The organism is Mesorhizobium sp. B2-5-3 (genome assembly GCF_006441005.1).
Classification (GTDB): Bacteria; Pseudomonadota; Alphaproteobacteria; order Rhizobiales; family Rhizobiaceae; genus Mesorhizobium.
The window spans coordinates 487,481-508,429 of sequence record NZ_VFUS01000002.1 but is presented as its reverse complement, the minus strand read 5'-3'; the positions used below and the strand labels follow the sequence as shown (position 1 = coordinate 508,429).

Genomic DNA, 20,949 nt, shown 5'->3' with positions numbered 1-20,949 from the left:
CCGTTTCGGGCAGCGGGCATGAGTGAGGACTCTTGATTGGTCCGTGGCCGAATCCTCAGCCACATATCCAATGGGTGAAGCAACTATCATCCCGTGTTTGACATGTTGCAAACGAATTGGAATGATACCAGCAATCAAAATTCCTTATGGCGGACGGGATGCGGCCCACCCTCGACAGCGATCTCCTGCGCACCTTCGTGGCCATTGTCGAAGCGGGCAATTTCACCAAGGCGGCCGAGCAGGCCGGTCGCACCCAATCGGCGGTTTCGATGCAGATGAAGAAGCTCGAAAGCGTCATCGGCGACAGCCTGTTCGAGCGCGGGTCGCGCGGCGTGGCGCTGACGCGGCGCGGCGGCGAGCTGATTGTCAATGCCCGCCGCATCGTCTCGCTGCTCGACGAGACGGCAGCGTCGATGGCGGCGGCGCCGCTCGGCGGGCCGGTGCGGATCGGCATTCCGGAAGAATACGGCCATGCCATCCTGTCGCGCGCGCTCGGCGCGTTCTCGAAGCGGCACACCAAGGTCGAGGTCACCGTGCGCTATGCCCATTCGGGGGCGCAGATAGCGGCGCTTGCCGCCGGCGAACTCGATCTTTGCGTGGTGTTCGAATGGCAGGATCCTTCAGGCGGCGAAGTGCTGATGCATGATCCGACGGTGTGGGTGACATCGATCCTGCATAACATGCATGAGGAGCGTCCGGTGCCGATCGCTCTCTATAACCGGGCCGGCTGGTGCAAGGATTTCGCCATCAAATCGCTCGAGCAGCGCGGGCTCGGCTATCGTGTCGCCTACACCAGCGACACGACCGGCGGCCTGAAGCTTGCCGTCACCTCGGGACTGGCGATCGCACCGATTTCGCGCAGCAACATTCCGGACGGCTGCCGCGAGTTGACGTCCGCCGACGGTTTCGGCGACATCGATTCCTCGAATGTGGTGATGCATCGCAACCCGAATGCGTCGGGCGAGGCGATCGACGGCATGCAAGAGGCGATCCGCGAGGCGTTCGTCAACAGGCAGACTCAGCCGGCCGCATCCTCGTAGAAATGCAGCCGGTTGCCGAACGGATCGGCAACCGACACCTCGCGGGTCTTCCACGGCGTCTTTTCCAGGCCCGGCCTGGCGAAACGGTATGCTCTGCCGATCAGTTCGCGATGCAGGGCGGCGATGTCCTCGACCTTGATGCGCATGGCGATGCCGGGCGCGCCGTCGCCATGGTGTTCGCTCAGATGCAGGATGCAGCCGTCACGGCCGACCGCCATGTAAAGCGGCGCGTTGTCGTCAAAGCGGTGCTCCCACAGCACCTGGAAGCCGAGGAAGCCGACGTAAAACTCGTGGGCCTTGGCAATGTCGAAGATGCGCAGGATGGGCGTCACTGTGCCGAGTTTGGGCATGATGTTGCAGCCGCTCCCAGCGGATGCCGCGGCGGCGATCCCTATTTCAGTTCCAGCAGCCGTTCCAGATAGCTGCGCTCGATATCGGGGCTGAGCGCATTGCCGAGCCGCTTGCGGATCGCTTCCAGGATCTGGCGGGCGCGCTGCACGTCGATCTCGTCCGGCACCTTCACCGAATCGCCGAAATCGGGACCCTGGCTGGCACGCGGCCGGCCGAGCGGATCGCGATCGGCGTTCTGCTGGCGACCGCCTTCCTGGCTGCCGCCTTCGTCGCCCTGCATCGCCTGCATCTGCTTCATCATGTCCTTGGCGCCCTTGCGCAGCGCCTCCAGCGCGCGCCCCTGGTGGCCAACGGCCTGATCACCTTCACCATCGCCCAGGGCCTGCTCGGCATTGCCCATTGATTTGCCGGCCTCGCCAAAGCCTTCATTGGGCTCCATGCCCATGCCCTCGAGCCCCTTCTTCAACTGCTCAAGGTCGTTCTTCAGCTGGCCTTGGCCTTCCTGCAACTGCTTCAGCGCATCGGCGAATTCCTGCGGCGTCATCGGCTTTTGCCCGGCGAGCGGATCGCGGTTCTCGCCTGCGCCCGGTCTGTCCTGATCCTCGCCGCCGCCTTCGCCGAGCTGTTCATCGCGGTTCTGGCCGCGCTGGCGCTCGCCGCGTTGCATCTGGTCCATGCGGAAGGTGTCGTTCATCATCTCCTGCTGGCGCCGCAGGATGTCGCCGAGCTTGTCCATCTGCTGGCGCATCTGGCTGTCCTGCTGGCCACCCTGCTGCTGGCGGCCGGCCTGGAGGTTGTTCATCATGTCCTGCAGCTGCGACAGCAATTGCTGCGCCTTGTCGCGATCGCCGGACTTCGCCAGGTTCTCGATCTGGTCCATCATGCGGTCGATGTCGCTCTGGCGTAGTTCCTGGCCGTTCTGCTGCATCTGCGGGGCGTTGGGATTCTGCTTGGCGCGCTCGGCGAATTCCTGCAGGAACTGGTTCATCGCCTCGCGCAGTTCCTTCATCGCCTTTTCGATCTCCGCGTCGCTGGCGCCGTTCTTGATAGCATCCTGCAACGCCTGCTGCGCCTGGCGCAGCCGCTTCTCGGCAGCCGAGAGATTGCCCTCCTCGATGCCGAGCGCGATTTCCCAGAGATAGGAGACCTCGTTGCGCAACTGGTCGTCGCTGTCGGCCATCTTCAACCGGCTGCGCGCGCTCATGATGGCGAGGTAGTGGGACATGTTGTCGAACGTGTCCTCGGGCCGCAGCGTGATCGCATCCATCAGGTCGAGCACGCGCGGCTTGGCGTTGGCGTCGAGCGCCAGCAGGCGGCGCTGCTCGATAACGGCCCGCGCCAGCGGATTGGAGAACGGCCGCTCCGGCATCACCAACGTCTTGGTTTCGCTGCTCGCCGTATGCCCGGCATCGTCGGTGGCGACCAGCGTCAGCTTGATCTCGGCGCCAGCCCAGACGTGTTCGGTCAGGTCCTTCGAGGTCCTGGCGGCATTCGCCTTGCCGCCGCGGCGCGGTAGCGTCAGCGGCATGTCAGGCGGACCGTAGAGCGGACGCGCATCGGGAGCCTGCGGATCGGCGAGCGCGAACACGGCCTTGGCGTTGGCGGCGCCATAATCGTCGTCGATCTGGTAGTTGAGCTCGAAAGCGCCGTTGACAGCGCGCTTCGGCTCGCCGACGAAACGGATCTGCGGCGGCTTGTCCGGGATCACCGCGAAGGCCCAACGGCCGAGTTGGTCCTCGCCCGACTTCAGCGTCAGCGTGCCATCGCTCGTCAGCTTGCCGATGAACTGGCGTACTTTGGACTGCGCTGCCGGGCTTGCCGCCGGCTTGGCCGCGGCCGTCTGCGGGTCGGCGGGATCGATGGCGCGGGCATTGCCATTCTTGTCGGCATAGGCAAGCGTCTCCTCGCCCGAGCCGCCGGTGACGCGCAGCGAAACATCACTGCCTTCGGGAACGTGGAAAGCCGGCGCCGCCTGGTTGGCATCTGCGGTCAGGAAGATCGGCGGCTTGCCGGTATAGGCGGGCGGCGTCACCCATGCATCGATGCGCGGCGGCACGGCGTCATGCGCGTCCTGGGCGCGGAACGCGTCGGCTATCCGGCCACCGGTCGGTCCGAAGGAAAAAGCGAAGGCGGTGACGAGCAGAAGCGCCGCCACGGCACGCAACCCCCAGGGATCGCGTTCCGGCACGCGCGTGCGCGGCACGTCGGCGCCGAGGCTGTCGAGCCTGTCGGCCATGCGCTTCTGGTGCTCGCGCCACAGAGCCTGCGAGAAGCTGCTTTCGCGACCACTCGGCCGGTCCGTCTGGGTCTGGACGGGGTGGTGCAGCAAATGGTTGGCCGCCTCGATGCGGCGGTCGATCTCGGCGCCGCCCGGCATGCGGAAAAAGCGTAGCGGGTAGAGCGCGGCCAGTGTCGCGACGCCGAAGGCGGCGACCAGCCCGATGCGCGCGGCATCGGGCAGGCGCGGGAAAAGCCCTAGCCAGGAAATGCTGAGAAACAGGCTGGCGACGACGAGAAGCGGCAGCAGGAGCGGCCAGCCCCGTTCGACCATCATCGACACCCGCGTCGCCAGCCGGCTGAGCGCCAGGCGCCCGGCGAGACCGCGATCGCTGCTGAAGATCGGTCGTTCCGTCATCGGCCCTTCCACGGGAGCGGGCGGGATGGCCCGAACCTCACGACTCGAAGAATACCCAGCAAACGCGGCGAAGGCGAGGCAGTTCCTGAAAAACGTGAAGGAGAGAAAGGCGCAGCGATCAGAATTTCGCCGGGTTTGCGTTCGCGCCGCAGACCAGGACGGCGAGCCGTTCGCCGGGTGCCGGCGCATAGCGGCCGGACAGGATGGCGCCGAACGCCGCGGCGCCACCGGGTTCCGAGATGATCCGCACCCGGTCCCACAGCGCCTTCTGGGCGACGACGATCTCGTCGTCGCTGACCAGGATGGAGCGTTCCACGAAGGCCTCGGCGATCGGGAACATCATCTCGCCGACGCGTTTGGGCGCCAGGGAATCGGCGGCGATGCCCTCGGCCGGCGCATCGACCGGATGGCCGGCCTCGAGGGCGCGATAGAGTGTCGGCGCGCCCTCGGGTTCTACGGCGACGATGCGGATACGGCCGGCGAACCAGGCGGCGATGCCGCCGATCAGGCCGCCGCCGCCCACGGCGACCAGCAAAGTGTCGATCTGAGGCAGGTCGTTCTCGATTTCCAGCCCGAGCGTGCCTTGCCCGATAAGCGTTTCCTCCTGGTTGAAAGCGTGGATCTGCAAGGCGCCGGTTTGCTCGGCGAAACGTTCGCTGGCGGCCAGCGCCTCGGCATAGCGGGCGCCGCCGACGACCAGCTCGGCGCCGTAGCTGCGAATGCGCTCCAGCTTGGCCGGCGGGCTCACCTCCGGAACGAAGATGGTCGCCCTGTGGCCGAGACGCATGGCGGCATACGCCACCGCCGCTCCATGATTGCCGCCCGAGGCGGCGACGACACCGGCCCCGGGGACCTGCCGCTCGAGAAGATTGGTGAACGCGCCGCGCGCCTTGAACGAACCGGAATGCTGCAGGCATTCGAGTTTGAGATCGACCGCCAGCGGCGGCCGGTTGAAGTCGGCCATGTCGACGCGTAGCACCGGCGTGTGGCGCACATAGCGACGGATGCGCGGTTCCATCATCGCGATGCGTTCGCGCGTTATGGTGTTGCCGTTGGTCATGGCCATCTCCTTGGGATTGACAGCAATTAGTAACTTGGCAAAATGCCTAAATGCAAGAGGTTGACGTGTTCAAGGCGATTGCCAACGAACGAAGGCTGCGGATCCTCGACTGGCTGAAGGATCCGCGCGCGCATTTCCCGGCCCAGGCGGATGGCGATCTGGTCGAGGACGGCGTCTGTGCGCTGCTGATCGCCGAAAAGCTCGGCATTACCCAGGCGACGCTCAGCGAGCACATGCGTGTGCTCACGCAGGCAGGGCTGTTACGGGCCAAGCGCATCAAGCAATGGACATTCTATCGCCGCGACGAGGACAGGATCGCCGAGACAAGAGCGCTCATCCAGAACCGGCTATAGCTAGTATGCAAGCCAGTCGGGGATCGAATCCAGGCCGATCAGTTCGTCATAGGTCTGGCGCGGGCGCACGACGTGGAAACGATCGCCGTCGACCAGCACTTCCGGCACCAGCAGGCGGGTGTTGTAGGTGCCCGCCTGCACCGCGCCATAGGCGCCGGCGGTGGCGATGGCGATCAGGTCGCCGGACTTGAGCTTTGGCAGGTCGCGGTCGAGGCCGAGATAGTCGCCGGTCTCGCAGACCGGGCCGACGATATCGACCGTCATGCGCGGCGCGTCGGCGGGGGGCAGCACCACCGGTCTTATGTCGTGGAAAGCGTCGTAGAGCGTCGGCCGGATCAGGTCGTTCATGGCGGCGTCGACGACGAGGAAATTCTTGGCATCGCCTTCTTTGGCGAAGATCACTTGCGAGACGAGGATACCGGCATTGCCAACGATCAGCCGGCCCGGCTCGAACATCACCTTCAAGCCAAGCTTGGTGACGTGCTTGCGGACGATCTGCGCGTAGGCGTCGGGGAGCGGTGGCGGGTTGTTGTCGACGCGGTAGGGAATGCCGAGACCGCCGCCGAGATCGACATGCTCGATGGCATGGCCGTCGGCGCGCAGCGCGCCGACCAGTTCCACCAAAAGCGCGAAGGCATCGTCGAAGGGTTGCAGCTCGGTGATCTGGCTGCCGATATGGGTGTCGATGCCGGTGACCTTGATGCCCGGCAATTCAGCCGCGCGCGCATAGACCTGACGCGCCTTCTGCCATGGGATGCCGAACTTGTTCTCGGCTTTGCCTGTCGAGATCTTCTTGTGCGTCCTGGCGTCGACATCCGGATTGATGCGCAGCGAGACCGGCGCCACCTTGCCCAGGGCAACGGCGCGCGACGAGAGCAGTTCGAGTTCGGGCTCGGATTCGACGTTGAAGCACAGGATGCCGGCTGCCAGCGCAAAGTCCATCTCACGCGCGGTCTTGCCGACGCCGGAGAACAGGATCTTGCTGGCCGGGATGCCGGCTGCCAGCGCGCGCCGCAACTCGCCTTCCGACACCACGTCGGCTCCGGCGCCGAGCCTGGCCAGGGTTTTGAGCACCGCCTGATTGGAATTCGCCTTCATGGCGTAGCAGACCAGTGCATCGAGCCCGGCAAATGCCTGGACGAAGACGTGGTAGTGCCTGGTCAGCGTGGCCGTCGAATAGCAGTAGAATGGCGTGCCGACGGTTGCGGCGATGTCCGATATCGCCACGTCCTCGGCATGAAGCACGCCGTCGCGGTAGTCGAAATGGTTCACGAGAGTGGTTCCGAAAAATTGGAGCAGGGTAGGAGCGGGTTTAGCACTCTAAACCGCTCTGACCGGCTCTAGAGCAGCGGGTCGAGAATGAACTTCTTGTCCGCGACCGGTTTTTCCGGTTCCGGCGGCACGGGTTGGTGTGCCTTCTCGGCGTCCTTGCGCGCCTGCACGGCCGCCTCGTAAGGCGTGTCGAGACCGGACCTTCTGCCGCAAGCCGTAACGGCGGCAACCGCCGCAAGCAGCGTCAGTGTCACCAAAATCCTGCTTCCGGTCATCGATCCATCCGTCCGAAACTTTTTTCCGCCGCTGCTTTTAGCCGAGTTCTCGGCGCATTGCACCCTGGATATTGCCGTTGCAATATCCTGGATATTGGCGGTTGCAATATCCGGGATATGGCTGGCCGCAATGTCCGGCATCACGCCTTGGCCAGCCGCTTTTTCCAGTAGCGGATCTGCTTCCTGACTTCCGACGGTGCGGTGCCGCCGAAGGAGGTGCGGCTCTTCACAGAGTTCTGCACGGCCAGCACCGAAAAAATGTCCTTCGTGATGCCGGGGTGGATCGACTGCAAGTCTTCCAGCGCAAGCTTCTCCAGGCTCAGCTTCTTCTCTTCGGCCAGCGCCACCGCCCGTCCCGTGACATGATGCGCTTCCCGGAACGGCAGGCCGAGCGTGCGCACCAGCCAGTCGGCAAGGTCGGTCGCGGTTGCGTGGCCGGAGCCGGCAGCCTTCTTCATCGCCGCCGCGTTCACCGTCATATCGGAGACCATGCCGGTCATCGCCGCCAGCATCAGGTCGAGCGTCTCGGCGGCATCGAACACCGATTCCTTGTCTTCCTGCATGTCCTTGCCATAGGTCAAAGGCATGCCCTTCATCACCGTCAGCAGGCCGACCAGATGGCCGGTGACGCGCCCGGTCTTGCCGCGCACCAGTTCGGCGGCGTCGGGGTTCTTCTTCTGCGGCATGATCGAGGAGCCGGTGGAGAAGCTGTCCGACAGCCTGATGAAGCCGAATTGCGGCGTCGACCAGATGATGATTTCTTCCGCCAGCCGCGACAGATGCGTGGCGCATATGGCCGCCAGTCCCAGGAATTCCAGCGCGAAATCGCGGTCCGAGACGCTGTCCAGCGAATTGCGCATGGGCTCGCGGAAGCCGAGCGCACTGGCGGTCTGGTGGCGGTCGATCGGAAAGCTGGTGCCGGCAAGGGCGGCCGCACCAAGCGGGCTCTCGTCCATGCGTTCGACGGCGTCGCGCACCCGCGACAGGTCGCGCGAAAACATCTCGACATAGGCCATGCAATGGTGGCCGAATGTCACCGGCTGCGCCGCCTGCATATGAGTGAAGCCCGGCATCACCGTCGCGGCATGCTGCTCGGCCCGCTCCAGCAACGCACCGACCAGGCCCTTCAAGGCCTCGGCGACGCGAAAGCACTCGTCCTTGACCCAGAGCCGGAGGTCCACTGCAACCTGGTCGTTGCGAGAGCGGGCCGTGTGCAGCCGGCCGGCGGCCGGACCGATCAGCTCGGCGAGGCGGGCCTCGACGTTCATGTGGATGTCTTCCAGCCTGGTCGAGAATTCAAATGTGCCCGCCTCGATCTCTTTCAGGATCGTGTTCAGGCCGTGAGCGATTTTCTCTTGATCGGCCGCCGAAATAATGCCCGTTTGCGCCAGCATCGCGCTATGGGCGATCGAACCTCTGATGTCCTGCGCATAGAGTTTGCGGTCGAACGAGATCGACGCGTTGATTGCTTCCATGATCGCGGCCGGACCCGAGGCAAATCGTCCGCCCCACATCTGGTTGCTGGTCTTCTTGTCGCTCATGGCTATAAAACCCGTGCTCGGAGCAGTTTTGAGAAAATGGCAGACGGAAACAGATTTTTCCCGGCCCCGCGCCTGATCCTCGCCGCCCTGGTGGCGGGAGCGCTGGCCGGCGCGGTCGCGGTATATGTCAGCGAGAGCCGGTCTGGCAACAACGCCGCGTCGCAAGTCGCCGTCGGCGACAGCAAGGACGATGTCGCCTGCGCCGCCAAGAGCGAACGCGCCAAGAAGATCGCCGCAGCCGCCACCGGCGAGGTCGCGGCGCTCTTGCCAGCCGATCCGCCGCAATCGATGAAGAGCCTCGCCTTCAACGGCCCGGACGGCAAGCCGATGACCATCGCCGACCGTGCCGGCAAGACGGTGCTGCTCAATCTGTGGGCGACATGGTGCGCGCCATGCCGCGCCGAAATGCCGGCGCTGGACGCCTTGCAGAAGGAGAAAGGCAGCGATGCGTTCCAGGTCGTCGCCGTCAACGTCGATGCCGGCGACGACGTGAAGCCGAAGAAGTTCCTCAAGGACACCGGCGTCGAGGCACTCGGCTATTACAGGGATTCGACGATGGCGCTGTTCAACGAGCTCAAGACGCGCGGCCTGGCGCTCGGCCTGCCCGTCACCATGCTGATCGACGGCGAAGGCTGCCTGATCGCTCATATGAACGGCCCGGCCGAGTGGTCGGGGCCGGACGCCAAGCGGCTTGTCGAGGCCGCGCTCGGGTCTTGAAGAGGCTGGGACAAGGCTGGGCGCAAGCGCGGCTTGACCACGCAACGGTTCCGCCCAGCCCATCCGCGGCGGCCTGAGCCGACCCGGTCAATTCGTCGAATGCCTGGATCGGCGCCGGCTTGCCGAGATAGTAGTCCAAGCCTCGGCGTCCAGGGACTCACCTTAAGGACATATATGGCGAGCCGTTTGTGCTATCGGCCAGACGAGCCGTTGGTCGGCAGGGGATAGACGCCCTTCAATACTTCGTCGAAGTGATGACTGACCGCCGCATTGCACTCGCAAGCAAGCCACCGCAGGCCGTCGACCTTGCGAACGACGATCCGGGCACGATGGGTCTCAATGAGACCGTGTTCTTTCAGATCGCGTATGACGCGGCTCAAATAGCTCCGGCCGACTCCGAGCATTACGGCGAGCTGTTCTTGTGTCAGCGCCAGATCGGGAGTGCCCGTCCGATCAATGGCGGCCAGCAGCCATTTCGCTGTCCGTTGCTCGATCGAATGCGCGGCATTGCAGGCCACGGACTGGAACATCTGCGCCATCAGGCAGTCCGCGTACCGCGCGAACAGATTCCGTAGCGTCGACGACCTGGACTTCGCCTCTTCAAGGTTAAGCAGGTCGATGCGGAAGAACGAACCTCCCAATTGTACTTCAGCGCGAGCGTAAGCTGGGAGCCTGCCTTGGCTGACAACTCCGCCAATTGCCCCTTCTCGTCCGACCAGAGCCGTCTCGATCGCACGCCCGTCGCTCAGCACGACGAGATAGGAAATCAGGCTGGGACCTCTCGGGAAGTATGCATGGCGAACCGTGTCACCAGGTTCATAAAGCAGTGTTCCGGTGGAGGCCGACCACTCATCCAGCCAAGGCTCGAGGATTGCCCAATCTGCCGCGGTGAGTGCCCGCAGAAGATTGTTGCCGATCATGCCGGAGTCTATGTGGGCGCGGGCTTCCATTTACACTCCTCCGAACGATCGCTTGCGGCCCATATCCCAATAACCGGAGAAATGTCCACTAGTGCGCAGACGCGCAAAGCGCGAATGTCTAAGAAGTGACAGGGGTGCTGATCCAGGCCCCATCGAGCGCGAGCTGTGGCGCGTCGGCTCCAGGCGAAATGCTAGAAGATCGCCCAAGGCGGACAACAAAGCCCTGCGGTTGAATTGCTGGCGTGTCGCGTAGAGCACGTCGATACTGAACCCGTGCAACCAGCGTGAGATATGAACCCGGAACAACCGCCCGCTTCAGGGGCCCATCCCCTTCTCCGGCTCTACATCGCCGGAGACACGCCCGGTGCTCGTCGGGCACTGGAAAGCCGCCTGAATATAATCGAGGAGATGAGCGCATCCATTGAAATCCAGATCTTCGATATCCTGGAACATCCTCATGAGGCGGAGCGAGCAGGGATACTAGCAACGCCGACGCTCTCCGACGAATCCGCCGATCCCCCGCGCCGTCTGGTGGGCGACATCAGCAATATCGCTCAGGTTCTGGACTATTTCGGTTTTCGCAAGAAGGATGATATTCATGACCGCGACGGATGAGATCTCTATCGACCCGGTTCTTGAACGCGTCAATACAGGGATCGAGGCTTTTGACGACTTGGTGATGGGTGGCTTGCCGCGCGGACGCACCACCATCGTGGGCGGCACGCCCGGTAGCGGCAAGACCGTATTCGCCACGCAGTTCCTGGCGCATGGCATCACCGGTCTCAATGAGGCCGGTGTCTTCGTCACTTTCGAGGAGTCGCCAACCGAGATCGAGGTAAACATGGCGAGCTTCGGCTGGGACATCCGCGGCTGGCGAGCGGCGGACAAGCTTGTTTTCGTCGATGCGAGCCCGCGCGATCAGGACCAGGTGGTTGTGGGCGATTTCGACCTCGCCGGTCTTCTGACCCGCATTCTGCACGCGAGCCGAAGCGCCGGGGCAAAGCGCATCGTGCTCGATTCGGTTACCCAACTTTTCGATCATTTCGTAGCCGAGCAGACGGCAGTGCGCCGCGAACTTCTACGTATTGCGACCGCGCTGAAGAAAGAAGGGCTGACGGTCCTTATGACCGCGGAACGCAACAGTGAATATGGTGAAATCTCCCGTCACCGAATAGAGGAGTTCGTCGCAGACAATGTCGTGATCCTTCGCAATGCCCTTGATCGCGAGCGCCGTCGGCGGACCATAGAAGTCCTGAAAATGCGCGGCAGCCGTCACGTTGAGGGCGAAGTGCCCATAACGCTGGTCGCCGAACAGGGCATCGTAGCTGTGCCTCTGTCATCGTTGCGCCTGGAGCAGCAATCAAGCACGAAACGGGTCACCAGTGGTAATTCCGAACTCGACAAAATGTGCAGCGGCGGGTTCTTTCGCGACAGCGTAACCCTTGTCAGTGGAGCCACAGGCACCGGAAAGACTCTACTTGTCACCAACTTTCTAGCAGGCGGAGTGGCTGCGGGCGAACGCGCCTTGCTCGTCGGCTATGAGGAGAGCCGCGGCCAGCTTTTCCGCAACGCGCGTAGCTGGGGCGTCGATTTCGAAGCGATGGAGGCGGATGGTCGCCTGAAGGTAGTCTGCCTTTATCCGGAAGCGCAGAGTTTGCCGGATCACCTTCTGATGATCCGCGAACTGGTGGCGGAGTTCAAACCCGATCGCATGGCAATCGACAGCTTGTCGGCATTGGAACGCATCGCGCCAGAAACCGGGTTTCGTGAGTTCTTGATCAGCGTCACCTCCTTCATAAAGAAGCGCGAAATTGCCGGCCTTTGCACCGCTACCAACAAATCGCTTGTCGGAGGCCAGAGCGCTAGCGAGCAGCATATTTCCACACTCACCGATTCGATCATTCTGTTGCGCTACATTCAGCAGGAAGAATTCATGCATCGCGGCATGATGGTGCTGAAAATGCGCGGCAGCGAACACGACAAACAGATACGGCGCTTCACCATCGACAGTGGCGGTATGCATCTTGGAAAGCCCTTTGACAGCGCGCCTGATGTGTTCGGCGACTCCGCCGTGGACAACACGTCGACATGAAGAGCGCCTTGAATACGGCGCAAAACGCCGCCGAAATGCTGGAATCGCCCGGAGATACATCTCCGGCTGGCATCAGCCAGCTCAGCTTTCGCCAGTTGATCGAAAATACCGCCGACGGGATGCTGGTGGTCGATTTGGACGGAACAGTGCTCTATGCCAATCCTGCGGCAGCCGTAATTTTTGGACAGCCGCTTGACGAACTCCTCCACGTTCCGCTCGGCCGTCCGGTCGTCTCCGGAGAGATCGCCGAGATCACCGTTCACCGTTCCGGCCGCAAGCCGGCAGAAGTGGAAATGCGTACGGTCGAGGTTACCTGGGACAGCAGGCCCGCATTGCTTGCCAGCCTGCGCGATGTCTCGGCCCAGCGATCAAGAGAAGAAAACGCACGCCAGTCACAAAAGCTCGAAGCCATTGGACGCCTCGCAGCTGGCATTGTCCATGACTTCAACAACCTACTCGCCGTTTTCGGGTCTGGCCTTCGGCTTCTGGAGAAACAGATCGCTAAAGATCCTGCGGACGAGAAAGTCACTCTGCTGGTCGAGGAGATGTTCAGGCGGATCGAAAATGGAGGAGCGCTAACACAGCAACTGCTTGCCTTTTCGCGACGCCAATCCCTGGCCCCGGAACAGATTGATCTCAATGAACGTATCAAGGGGCTGACGACGCTGCTGGAACGGACGTTGGGGAGCGGTATCCGGGTGCAATGCAATCTGGATCCAGCCTTGGACCCTATCCTTATCGATGCCAACCAGCTCGACATCGCCGTTCTTAACCTTGCGGTGAACGCCAGAGATGCAATGAAAGGCAGTGGCACCCTCACGATTGAGACCAGCAATTTTCCAAATGATCTGGAGGATTTGCGTTCAGCGGCGGCTTCATTTGTTCGCGTGACTGTACGCGATACCGGCTGTGGAATGAGCAAGGACACCCTGGCGCGCGTTTTCGAACCATTCTTCACAACAAAATCGGAAGGGCAGGGTACGGGACTCGGGCTAAGCCAAGTTTACGGCTTCATCAAGCAATCCGGTGGGCATGTCCGAATCGATAGCGAAATCGGTCAGGGAACAAGCCTGCATCTCTACTTGCCGCGCGCTTCTGGAACCGAGCGGCAGCAGAACTGAGCGGCGGCAGACCCATTCCCGGCCAGCAGACTGATTGGCCGATGTCAAATCCGTCAGGCTGAGCGCGGGACGGGAATTTCCACGCATCGACCGAGCATTAAACCGACGCCTTTTTCAGCGTTGTCATGTCAGTGTTGTCATGTGCTGTTAGACGCCGTCCGTCGGTGAGGTCGCTGACCGTCTCGAGACAGGTCCCTGGTACATCAATTCAAGCAGCAAGCCGCTATGCAATCCTTTTCCGGGTCACTTTCATCCGGAAGTGAACGCTACTTTAGCCGGACATGAAGTGCGCCTGCCCGCAACAAAACCGTTGTCCGCTGCGCGCGAACGACACATAGTGCCATTGCGGGAGTGCCCCTTTCGCCAATGACAAGCAATGAGAACGGGAGACGAAACATGAAGTTCTTTGGCTTCGCGGCCGGTGTCGCCGTGACCCTGCTTTCCACAACCTCCGCCTTCGCCGTCACGCAGATCAGCTGGTGGCACGCCATGACCGGCGCCAACGCAGAGGTCGTCGACAAGATTTCCAAGGATTTCAACGCCAGCCAGGGCGACTATCAGATTGTTCCGGTTTTCAAGGGCACCTATCCCGAAACGCTGAATGCCGGCATCGCCGCCTATCGCGCCGGCCAGTCGCCTGACATCATCCAGGTGTTCGATGTCGGCACCGGCGTGATGATGGCGGCCCGGGACGCGATCAAGCCAGTGGCCGAGGTGCTGACCGGCGCCGGGATGGACTTTGACAAGAGCCAGTATCTGCCAGGCATCGTCGGTTATTATTCGACGCCGGACGGCACCATGCTGTCCTTCCCCTACAACTCCTCCTCGCCGATCCTCTACTACAACAAGGACATCTTCCAGAAGGCGGGGCTCGATGTGAACAACCCACCCAAGACCTGGAACGAGGTGTGGGAGGATGCCAAAAAGATCAAGGCGAGCGGCGCCGCCGCTTGCGGCTACACCTCGACCTGGCTGACCTGGATACACCTGGAAAACTTCGCGGCGTGGAACGATGTGCCGTGGGCCACGCAGCAGAATGGCCTGGCCGGCGGTGATGTCGAACTCAAGATCAACTCGCCGATCTTCGTCAAACATTTCCAGGCGCTCGCCGATCTGGCCAAGGACGGCACCTTCAAATATGGCGGGCGCACCTCCGAAGCCAAGCAGATATTCCTCGCCGGCGAATGCGGCATCTTCACCGAATCCTCGGGCGGCCTAGGCGACATCGTCAAGTCGGGCATGAACTACGGCATTGGCCAGTTGCCCTATGACAGCGACGCCAAGGGCGCGCCGCAGAACACGACGCCGGGCGGTGCCAGCCTTTGGGTCTTCGGCGGCAAGTCCGACGAGGAGTACAAAGGCGTCGCGGCTTTCTTCGCCTATCTGTCCAAGACCGATGTGCAGGAATATCTGCACCAGAAATCGGGATACCTGCCGGTGACGCTCGCCGCCTATGAGGCGACGAAAAAGTCCGGCTTCTACGACAAGAATCCCGGTCGCGAGACGCCGATCCTGCAGATGACGGGCAAGGCGCCGACCGACAATTCGAAGGGCGTGCGGTTGCCGAACTTGCCGCAGGTGCGCGACATCCAGAACGAGGAGTTCGAAAAGATGCTTGCCGGCCAGGAAACCGCCCAGCAGGCGCTCGACAATGCGGTCACGCGTGGCAACGCGGCGATCAAGGAAGCGCTGGGGAATTAGGGCGCGTCCGAACCTATCGAGTTATAGTCCTTGCTCTACGAGGCCCCCCTCTGCCCTGCCGGGCATCTCCCCCTGAAGGGGGGAGACTGGCTGTCGCGACCGTTTTCGGCGATTGTCAAAGCTGGAGAATGGCAGCTGCCGCAGGAACTGCCAATCTTCCTCCAAGAGGGGGAGATGCCCGGCAGGGCAGCGGTGAGCGCCGTAGAGTGCCGCTCGGCTTTCCACGCCGGAGCGGCGCATTGACCCCGCGCGTCGTCTTTCCCAACAAAGTCTTGCCATACCTCCTGGTGGCGCCGCAACTTGCCATCACGCTGGTGTTCTTCTACTGGCCGGCCGGGCAGGCGCTCTACCAGTCGATGCTGAGGCAGGACCCGTTCGGGCTGAGGAGCAGGTTCGTCTGGTTTGCCAATTTCCGCAAGGTGCTTGCCGACCCGGCCTATCTCAACTCGATCAAGGTCACAGTGGTGTTTTCGCTCGCGACCGTGATCGTTGCCATGGGCGTGGCGCTGCTCCTTGCCGTGATGGCGGAAAAGGTGGTGCGCGGCAAAGGCCTCTACCGCACGCTGATGATCTGGCCCTACGCGGTGGCGCCGGCGATTGCAGGCATGCTGTGGCTGTTCCTGTTCAATCCATCGATCGGCTCGCTGTCTTATCTGCTGAGACGTTTGGGCGTCGCCTGGGATCCGCTGCTCAACGGCACCGACGCCATGATCCTTCTGGTGGCGGCGGCCGCCTGGAAGCAGATCAGCTATAATTTCCTGTTCTTCGTCGCCGGGCTGCAGGCGGTGCCGAAAACGCTGATCGAGGCGGCGGCGATCGACGGCGCCGGCGAAACCAAGCGCTTCTGGACCATCGTCTTCCCGCTTTTGGCGCCGACGACGTTTTTCCTTTTGGTCGTCAATACCGTCTATGCGCTGTTCGACACGTTCGGCATCGTCCACGCCGTCACCGGCGGCGGGCCGGGCAAGGCCACCGAGACACTGGTCTACAAGGTCTACAATGACGGCTTCGTCAATCTGATCCTCGGCGATTCGGCGGCGCAGTCGGTCATCCTGATGGTCATCGTCATCGCGCTCACCGCCATCCAGTTCCGCTACGTGGAACGGAAGGTTCATTACGGCTGAGGAGCGCGATGATCGGTCAATCCCCGTTTCGCATTTTCCTTGCACATGCCGTGCTCATCCTCGGCATACTGATCGTGGCCTTTCCGATCTACTACACTTTCGTTGCCTCGACGCAGACGCTGCAAACCATCCTTAGGCCGCCACTGCCTTTCCGGCCGGGCAGCGAGTTCTGGAACAATTACGGCGAGGCGCTGTTCGGCGGCGTCGGCCGCATCGGCGGGCTCGCCGTCGGCAGGCTGCTCCTCAACTCCACGATCATGGCGCTCGGCGTCGCGGTCGGAAAGATATTCATCTCGATCCTGTCGGCCTATGCGATCGTCTTCTTCCGTTTTCCGCTGCGCATGACGTTCTTCTGGCTGATCTTCATCACCCTGATGCTTCCCGTCGAGGTGCGCATCCTGCCGACCTACAAGATAATGGTCGATCTCGGTATGATCGACACTTATGCCGGACTGATCATCCCGCTGATCGCCTCGGCCACCGCAACGCTGTTGTTCCGCCAGTTCTTCATGACCATCCCGGGCGAACTGGTCGAGGCGGCGCGCGTCGACGGCGCCGGCCCATGGCGGTTCTTTTTCGATATCCTGTTGCCATTGTCGCGCACAAATATCGCGGCGCTGTTCGTCATTCTTTTCATCTACGGCTGGACCCAGTATCTGTGGCCGCTGCTGGTCACCAACAGCAACGATATGAACACCATCGTCATCGCACTGAAGAAGATGGTCTCCTTCGCCGATGCCGACACCCAATGGCATTTGATCATGGTCACGGCGATCCTGGCAATCTTGCCGCCAATCCTGGTCGTGGTGCTGATGCAGCGCTGGTTCGTGCGCGGACTGGTCGACACCGAAAAGTGAGAAGCCGATGGCGACGGTCGATCTGAGGGACGTGAAGAAAGTCTATGCCGGCGGCGTGGAAGCCGTGAAGGGCGTCTCCATTGCCATTCCCGACAAGGAACTCTGTGTGCTGGTCGGGCCGTCCGGCTGCGGCAAGTCCACGCTTTTGAGGATGATCGCCGGGCTGGAGACCATTTCTTCCGGCACGGTCGCTATCGACGGCAAGATCGTCAACACGATCGGCCCGACCGAGCGCGACATCGCCATGGTGTTCCAAAACTATGCGCTCTATCCGCATATGAAAGTCTACGACAACATGGCTTACGGGCTACGCAATCGCGGTACGCCCAAGGATGAGATCGACAGCAGGGTTCGTTCGACCGCCAAGGTGCTGGAGCTTTCAGCGCTGCTTGACCGGCGCCCGCGCGAGCTTTCAGGCGGTCAACGCCAGCGCGTCGCCATGGGCCGCGCCATCGTGCGCAATCCGAAAGTCTTCCTGTTCGACGAGCCACTCTCCAATCTCGATGCCAAGCTGCGCGGCCAGATGCGGGTCGAAATCAAGAACTTGCAGCGCTCGCTCGGTGTCACCTCGGTCTACGTCACCCATGACCAGTTGGAAGCGATGACGTTGGCCGACATCCTTGTCGTCATGAATGGCGGATTGGTCGAGCAGGCGGGCGCGCCACTCGACATTTACGAAAAGCCGGCCTCGACGTTCGTCGCCTCTTTCATCGGCGCACCGCCGATGAATCTTCTGTCCCTTTCGGGTCCGGCGCTGACCGGCAGCAAGACGAGCGACTTTGCGCCTGCGAATGCCGTCACGCTTGGCTTCCGCCCCGAGGATGCCGATGTCACTTTCGCGGCCGAGGCACCGTCCGGCGCGCTCGTGCTGCCGACAATGGTGGAGGCGGTCGAGCCGGTGGGAGCGGACAGCTTTCTTCACTGTGCGGCAGGAGGCGACCGCATCGTCGTGCGTGTGGCCGCGCGCGCAACAGCCAAGCCCGGCGACCAGTTGCGCGTCGTGGCCAAGGCCGAGAAACTTCACTGGTTCGATCAGGCTGCAAAGAGGGTCGACTGACGCCAATCTTGCATGCTGATCAGCGAACCGTCGGCCGGTTAGGCGAATACATGCGCCTGTCCCGACACGGTGAGCCGGACGATCTCACCGACCGCCGGCGCGTCCATGCCGGACTTGCGCAGGATCAGCGGCGTACTGCCGATGGCGGCGGCGTCCGGCGGGTCGGGGCTGTTGAGCAACCGCACCGCGACCGTGCAGGTCGAGCCGGCGAATTCGGATTCCGTTACCTCGCCAAACAGCATGTCCGGCGTGCCCGACATGCCCTCGCGCGATGTCCGCTTCAGTCCGATCTGCTCCGGCCGCAACATGATGCGGGCGACATCGCGGCTGTCCGATGTATCCACGGCGATGCGGCCAAGCGGCGACGTGGCGAAACCACCCGCTATCTTCGCCGGCAGGATGATGGCGTCGCCAAGGAACTCGGCAATCATCCTGTCCTTCGGCTTGAGATAAAGTTCGCGCGGCGTGCCGACCTGCGAGAATCGGCCCTCGCGCATCACAGCGACCTGGCTGGCGAAGGACAGCGCCTCGGCCTGATCGTGCGTCACCAGGATGGTGGTGATGCCGGCGGCTTCGAGCAGTTCCGCCACGGCTTTGCGCATGGAGGCGCGCAGGCCGGTGTCGAGCGCCGAGAACGGTTCGTCGAGCAGCATCAGCCGCGGCTTCATCGCCATGGCGCGGGCGAGCGCCACGCGTTGCTGCTGACCGCCGGAGAGTTCGTGCGGGCGGCGCTTCAGGATCGCCTTGTCCAGCCCCACTATATAGGCGAGCTCGACAATGCGCTCGGATCGCTTGTCCAGCCGGCGGTCCATCCCGAAACCGATATTGTCGCGAATCGTCAGGTGCGGAAACAGGGCGCCGTCCTGTGCAACCAGGCCGATACCGCGGCGGTGCGCCGGAACGGCGCCGCCGCTGTCGGCCAGCATCTTTCCGTCAAGCACAATGCTGCCCTGGTCGGGCGCCTCGAAACCGGCGATCAGCCGCAGCAAGGTGGTCTTGCCGCAGCCGGACGGCCCGACGATGGCCGTGCGGCTGCCGCCGGCGACGTCGAGATCGATGCCGGCAAGCGCCGCGACCGGGCCGTAATGCTTGTGCAAGCCCCTGAGTTCGAGAAAGCTCATCGTCCTGCCATCCGTTTTGACTGGACATAGAGCAGCCAGGTCAGGGGCAGCGACATCGCCACCATGATGAAGGCGTAAGGTGCTGCCGAAGCGTAGTCGATCTCGCCGCTGTAGGACCAGAATGCCATCGCCAGCGTGCGGGTGCCGTTCGGCGCCAGCATCTGGGTCGCGGTCAGCTCGTTCATGATGCCGAGCGCCACCAGCGCCATGCCGGCGGCGGCACCCGGCGCCGACAGGCGGATCGTCGTCGACCACAATGCATGGAGCGGCGACCGCCCGAGGCTGGACGCGGCGCGCTCGAGCTCGACCGGCGCCTGCGCGATCGACGCCCGCAGGCTGATCAGGGCGCGGGGCAGGAACATCAAGGCATAGGCAACCAGGATGGTGAACAGGGTCTGATAGAGCGGCAGGGCGATGCGCACGGTGATGGTGACCAGCGCCAGTGCGATCACGACCCCGGGCAGCGATCCGACGATGTAGTTGCAGCCCTCCAGCAAGCGCTGCAGAGGCCCCGGCGCGCGGATCGAGATCCAGGCCATCGGCATGGCGGCGACTGTGGCGAGCAGCGCGCCGGCGAGCGCCAGGAACAACGTCTGGCCGAGCGCCAGGCCGATCTCGTCGAGCCGCCAGACCTCGGCGCCGCCGGCGGCAAGCCAGCGTCCGATGGTGACGAACGGTACGCCGAGCGCCAGAAGCGTGGTGGCGGCAAGCAGCAGCAGGCAAGGCACGGTCGCCCGGCCGAGCGGCGCGCGCTGTTGGTGGCGCGCGGCGCCCGAACCGACGCGGGCATAGCGCTCTTCCCCGCGCACCAGCACCTCCAGCCCGAGCAGCACGAAGCAGCAGCTCACCAGCACGCCGGCCAGCATATTCGCGGCCGGCCCGTTGAAGGTCGATTGGAACTGGTCGACGATCGCCGTGGTGAAGGTGTCGAAGCGGATGAAGACGTAAAGGCCGTATTCGGCCAACAGGTGCAGGCCGACCAGCAATGCGCCGCCACAGATGGCAAGCCTGAGCTGCGGCAGCACGACGCGCCAGAACACACGCCAGGGACCAAGGCCGAGTGCGGCCGCGGCGTCTTCGAGCGCCGGATCGAGCCGGCGCAGGGCCGCCGATACCGGCAGATAAAGGAACGGGAAATACGCTATGACAGAGACGAGCACGCCGGCCCACAAGCCATGCAGCCCGGGCACCATGGTGATCCAGGCATAGCTGTGCACGAAGGCGGGAATGGCGAGCGGCGCCACGCATAGCCAGGCCCACAGCCGGGCGCCGGGCAGGTCGCTGCGTTCGGTCAGCCAGGCCAGCGCCACCGACAGGATGATGGCGATCGGCACGGCGAGCGCGACAAGCAGGACGGTGTTGGCCAGAAGCTCGCCGACACGCGGCCGGAAAACCAGCGCCGAGACGGTTTCCCAACCGGTCTGCACGGCGACCCAGACGATGAAGGCAAGCGGCAGCAGGGCCAGCAGCGAAACGAAGATAGCGGCGGCAACGATCCATGACGCAGCGCGCCGGCGCGCCCTGCGGCGCGTCCTCGGCGGCAGGCCCGGGCTTGCAATGTCGGCCGCGAACTGCATCGGCTCAGACTTCGCGCCCTTGCCGCCCGGCGGCGGCAATCGAAAGACCACGATCATGGTCGGGAATACAGCGTGTCGTCATCGACGAATGCCATCTCGAAAAAACAAAACGCTCCCGCGGAATTCCCGCGGGAG

Annotated in this window: 19 protein-coding genes; 10 read left to right on the top strand and 9 right to left on the bottom strand. The window is 63.1% G+C overall.

Annotated elements, in window-relative coordinates; all coding sequences use genetic code 11:
* Positions 1 to 158: 158 nt before the first annotated feature.
* Positions 159 to 1,040: a LysR family transcriptional regulator gene (locus tag FJ867_RS07100; protein WP_140525428.1), complete on the top strand. Its 882-nt coding sequence runs from the start codon at positions 159 to 161 to the stop codon at positions 1,038 to 1,040.
* Here FJ867_RS07100 and FJ867_RS07095 read toward each other — a convergent pair.
* The 3 genes from FJ867_RS07095 to FJ867_RS07085 all read right to left on the bottom strand — a co-directional run bounded on the left by FJ867_RS07095 (position 1,019) and on the right by FJ867_RS07085 (position 5,086).
* The gene (locus tag FJ867_RS07095) at positions 1,019 to 1,390 is read right to left on the bottom strand and encodes a glyoxalase superfamily protein (RefSeq protein WP_140625569.1); all 372 of its coding nucleotides are present in this window, start codon (positions 1,388 to 1,390) and stop codon (positions 1,019 to 1,021) included. The genes FJ867_RS07100 and FJ867_RS07095 overlap by 22 nt on opposite strands.
* 41 nt (positions 1,391 to 1,431) lie before the next feature.
* Complete coding sequence (locus FJ867_RS07090; protein WP_140816876.1) at positions 1,432 to 4,026, bottom strand: TIGR02302 family protein; 2,595 nt, start codon at positions 4,024 to 4,026, stop codon at positions 1,432 to 1,434.
* 118 nt (positions 4,027 to 4,144) lie between these two features.
* Complete coding sequence (locus tag FJ867_RS07085) at positions 4,145 to 5,086, bottom strand: threonine/serine dehydratase (protein WP_140816874.1); 942 nt, start codon at positions 5,084 to 5,086, stop codon at positions 4,145 to 4,147.
* A gap of 50 nt (positions 5,087 to 5,136) precedes the next feature.
* Here FJ867_RS07085 and FJ867_RS07080 point away from each other — a divergent pair, with 50 nt between their 5' ends.
* The gene (locus tag FJ867_RS07080; protein WP_140513877.1) at positions 5,137 to 5,439 is read left to right on the top strand and encodes a metalloregulator ArsR/SmtB family transcription factor; all 303 of its coding nucleotides are present in this window, start codon (positions 5,137 to 5,139) and stop codon (positions 5,437 to 5,439) included.
* On the opposite strand, the gene lysA is transcribed toward FJ867_RS07080, so the two are convergent.
* The 3 genes from lysA to argH all read right to left on the bottom strand — a co-directional run bounded on the left by lysA (position 5,440) and on the right by argH (position 8,527).
* A complete protein-coding gene (lysA, locus tag FJ867_RS07075; protein WP_140565890.1) occupies positions 5,440 to 6,711 on the bottom strand; it encodes a diaminopimelate decarboxylase in 1,272 nt (423 codons plus the stop codon).
* Positions 6,712 to 6,779: 68 nt separating this feature from the next.
* On the bottom strand, positions 6,780 to 6,986 hold the full coding sequence (locus FJ867_RS07070; protein ID WP_140500798.1) for a lipoprotein: 207 nt from the start codon (positions 6,984 to 6,986) through the stop codon (positions 6,780 to 6,782).
* A 140-nt stretch (positions 6,987 to 7,126) separates the two neighbouring features.
* Positions 7,127 to 8,527, bottom strand: coding sequence for an argininosuccinate lyase (gene argH / locus FJ867_RS07065; protein WP_140560180.1), 1,401 nt, complete (start codon positions 8,525 to 8,527; stop codon positions 7,127 to 7,129).
* A 36-nt stretch (positions 8,528 to 8,563) separates the two neighbouring features.
* On the opposite strand from argH, the gene FJ867_RS07060 reads away from it, so the two are divergent.
* Positions 8,564 to 9,244, top strand: coding sequence for a TlpA disulfide reductase family protein (locus FJ867_RS07060; protein ID WP_140525434.1), 681 nt, complete (start codon positions 8,564 to 8,566; stop codon positions 9,242 to 9,244).
* Positions 9,245 to 9,435: 191 nt separating this feature from the next.
* Here the strand turns inward: FJ867_RS07060 and FJ867_RS07055 are convergent, their stop codons facing one another.
* On the bottom strand, positions 9,436 to 10,194 hold the full coding sequence (locus tag FJ867_RS07055; protein ID WP_140816872.1) for a Crp/Fnr family transcriptional regulator: 759 nt from the start codon (positions 10,192 to 10,194) through the stop codon (positions 9,436 to 9,438).
* 261 nt (positions 10,195 to 10,455) lie between these two features.
* Here FJ867_RS07055 and FJ867_RS07050 point away from each other — a divergent pair, with 261 nt between their 5' ends.
* The 7 genes from FJ867_RS07050 (at position 10,456) to FJ867_RS07015 (ending at position 18,116) form a co-directional block, all read left to right on the top strand.
* Positions 10,456 to 10,779, top strand: coding sequence for a circadian clock KaiB family protein (locus tag FJ867_RS07050; protein WP_140816870.1), 324 nt, complete (start codon positions 10,456 to 10,458; stop codon positions 10,777 to 10,779).
* Positions 10,763 to 12,256 (top strand): circadian clock protein KaiC, encoded by a 1,494-nt coding sequence (gene kaiC / locus FJ867_RS07045; RefSeq protein ID WP_140500803.1) that lies wholly within the window; start codon positions 10,763 to 10,765, stop codon positions 12,254 to 12,256. Before FJ867_RS07050 ends, kaiC begins: the two co-directional genes overlap by 17 nt.
* Positions 12,253 to 13,377 (top strand): ATP-binding protein, encoded by a 1,125-nt coding sequence (locus tag FJ867_RS07040; RefSeq protein WP_140816868.1) that lies wholly within the window; start codon positions 12,253 to 12,255, stop codon positions 13,375 to 13,377. Before kaiC ends, FJ867_RS07040 begins: the two co-directional genes overlap by 4 nt.
* A 396-nt stretch (positions 13,378 to 13,773) precedes the next feature.
* Positions 13,774 to 15,078: a sn-glycerol-3-phosphate ABC transporter substrate-binding protein UgpB gene (gene ugpB / locus FJ867_RS07035; RefSeq protein WP_140633277.1), complete on the top strand. Its 1,305-nt coding sequence runs from the start codon at positions 13,774 to 13,776 to the stop codon at positions 15,076 to 15,078.
* A gap of 239 nt (positions 15,079 to 15,317) precedes the next feature.
* Complete coding sequence (ugpA, locus tag FJ867_RS07025; protein ID WP_140513871.1) at positions 15,318 to 16,202, top strand: sn-glycerol-3-phosphate ABC transporter permease UgpA; 885 nt, start codon at positions 15,318 to 15,320, stop codon at positions 16,200 to 16,202.
* A gap of 8 nt (positions 16,203 to 16,210) precedes the next feature.
* Positions 16,211 to 17,059, top strand: a complete 849-nt coding sequence (gene ugpE, locus FJ867_RS07020; protein WP_140816866.1) for a sn-glycerol-3-phosphate ABC transporter permease UgpE — start codon at positions 16,211 to 16,213, stop codon at positions 17,057 to 17,059.
* 7 nt (positions 17,060 to 17,066) lie between these two features.
* On the top strand, positions 17,067 to 18,116 hold the full coding sequence (locus FJ867_RS07015; protein ID WP_140500808.1) for a sn-glycerol-3-phosphate import ATP-binding protein UgpC: 1,050 nt from the start codon (positions 17,067 to 17,069) through the stop codon (positions 18,114 to 18,116).
* A gap of 38 nt (positions 18,117 to 18,154) precedes the next feature.
* Here FJ867_RS07015 and FJ867_RS07010 read toward each other — a convergent pair whose 3' ends face one another.
* Positions 18,155 to 19,237, bottom strand: coding sequence for an ABC transporter ATP-binding protein (locus FJ867_RS07010; RefSeq protein ID WP_140816864.1), 1,083 nt, complete (start codon positions 19,235 to 19,237; stop codon positions 18,155 to 18,157).
* Positions 19,234 to 20,814, bottom strand: a complete 1,581-nt coding sequence (locus FJ867_RS07005) for an iron ABC transporter permease (RefSeq protein ID WP_181165391.1) — start codon at positions 20,812 to 20,814, stop codon at positions 19,234 to 19,236. The genes FJ867_RS07010 and FJ867_RS07005 overlap by 4 nt, the downstream gene beginning before the upstream one ends.
* Between the last annotated feature and the right edge of the window lie 135 nt (positions 20,815 to 20,949).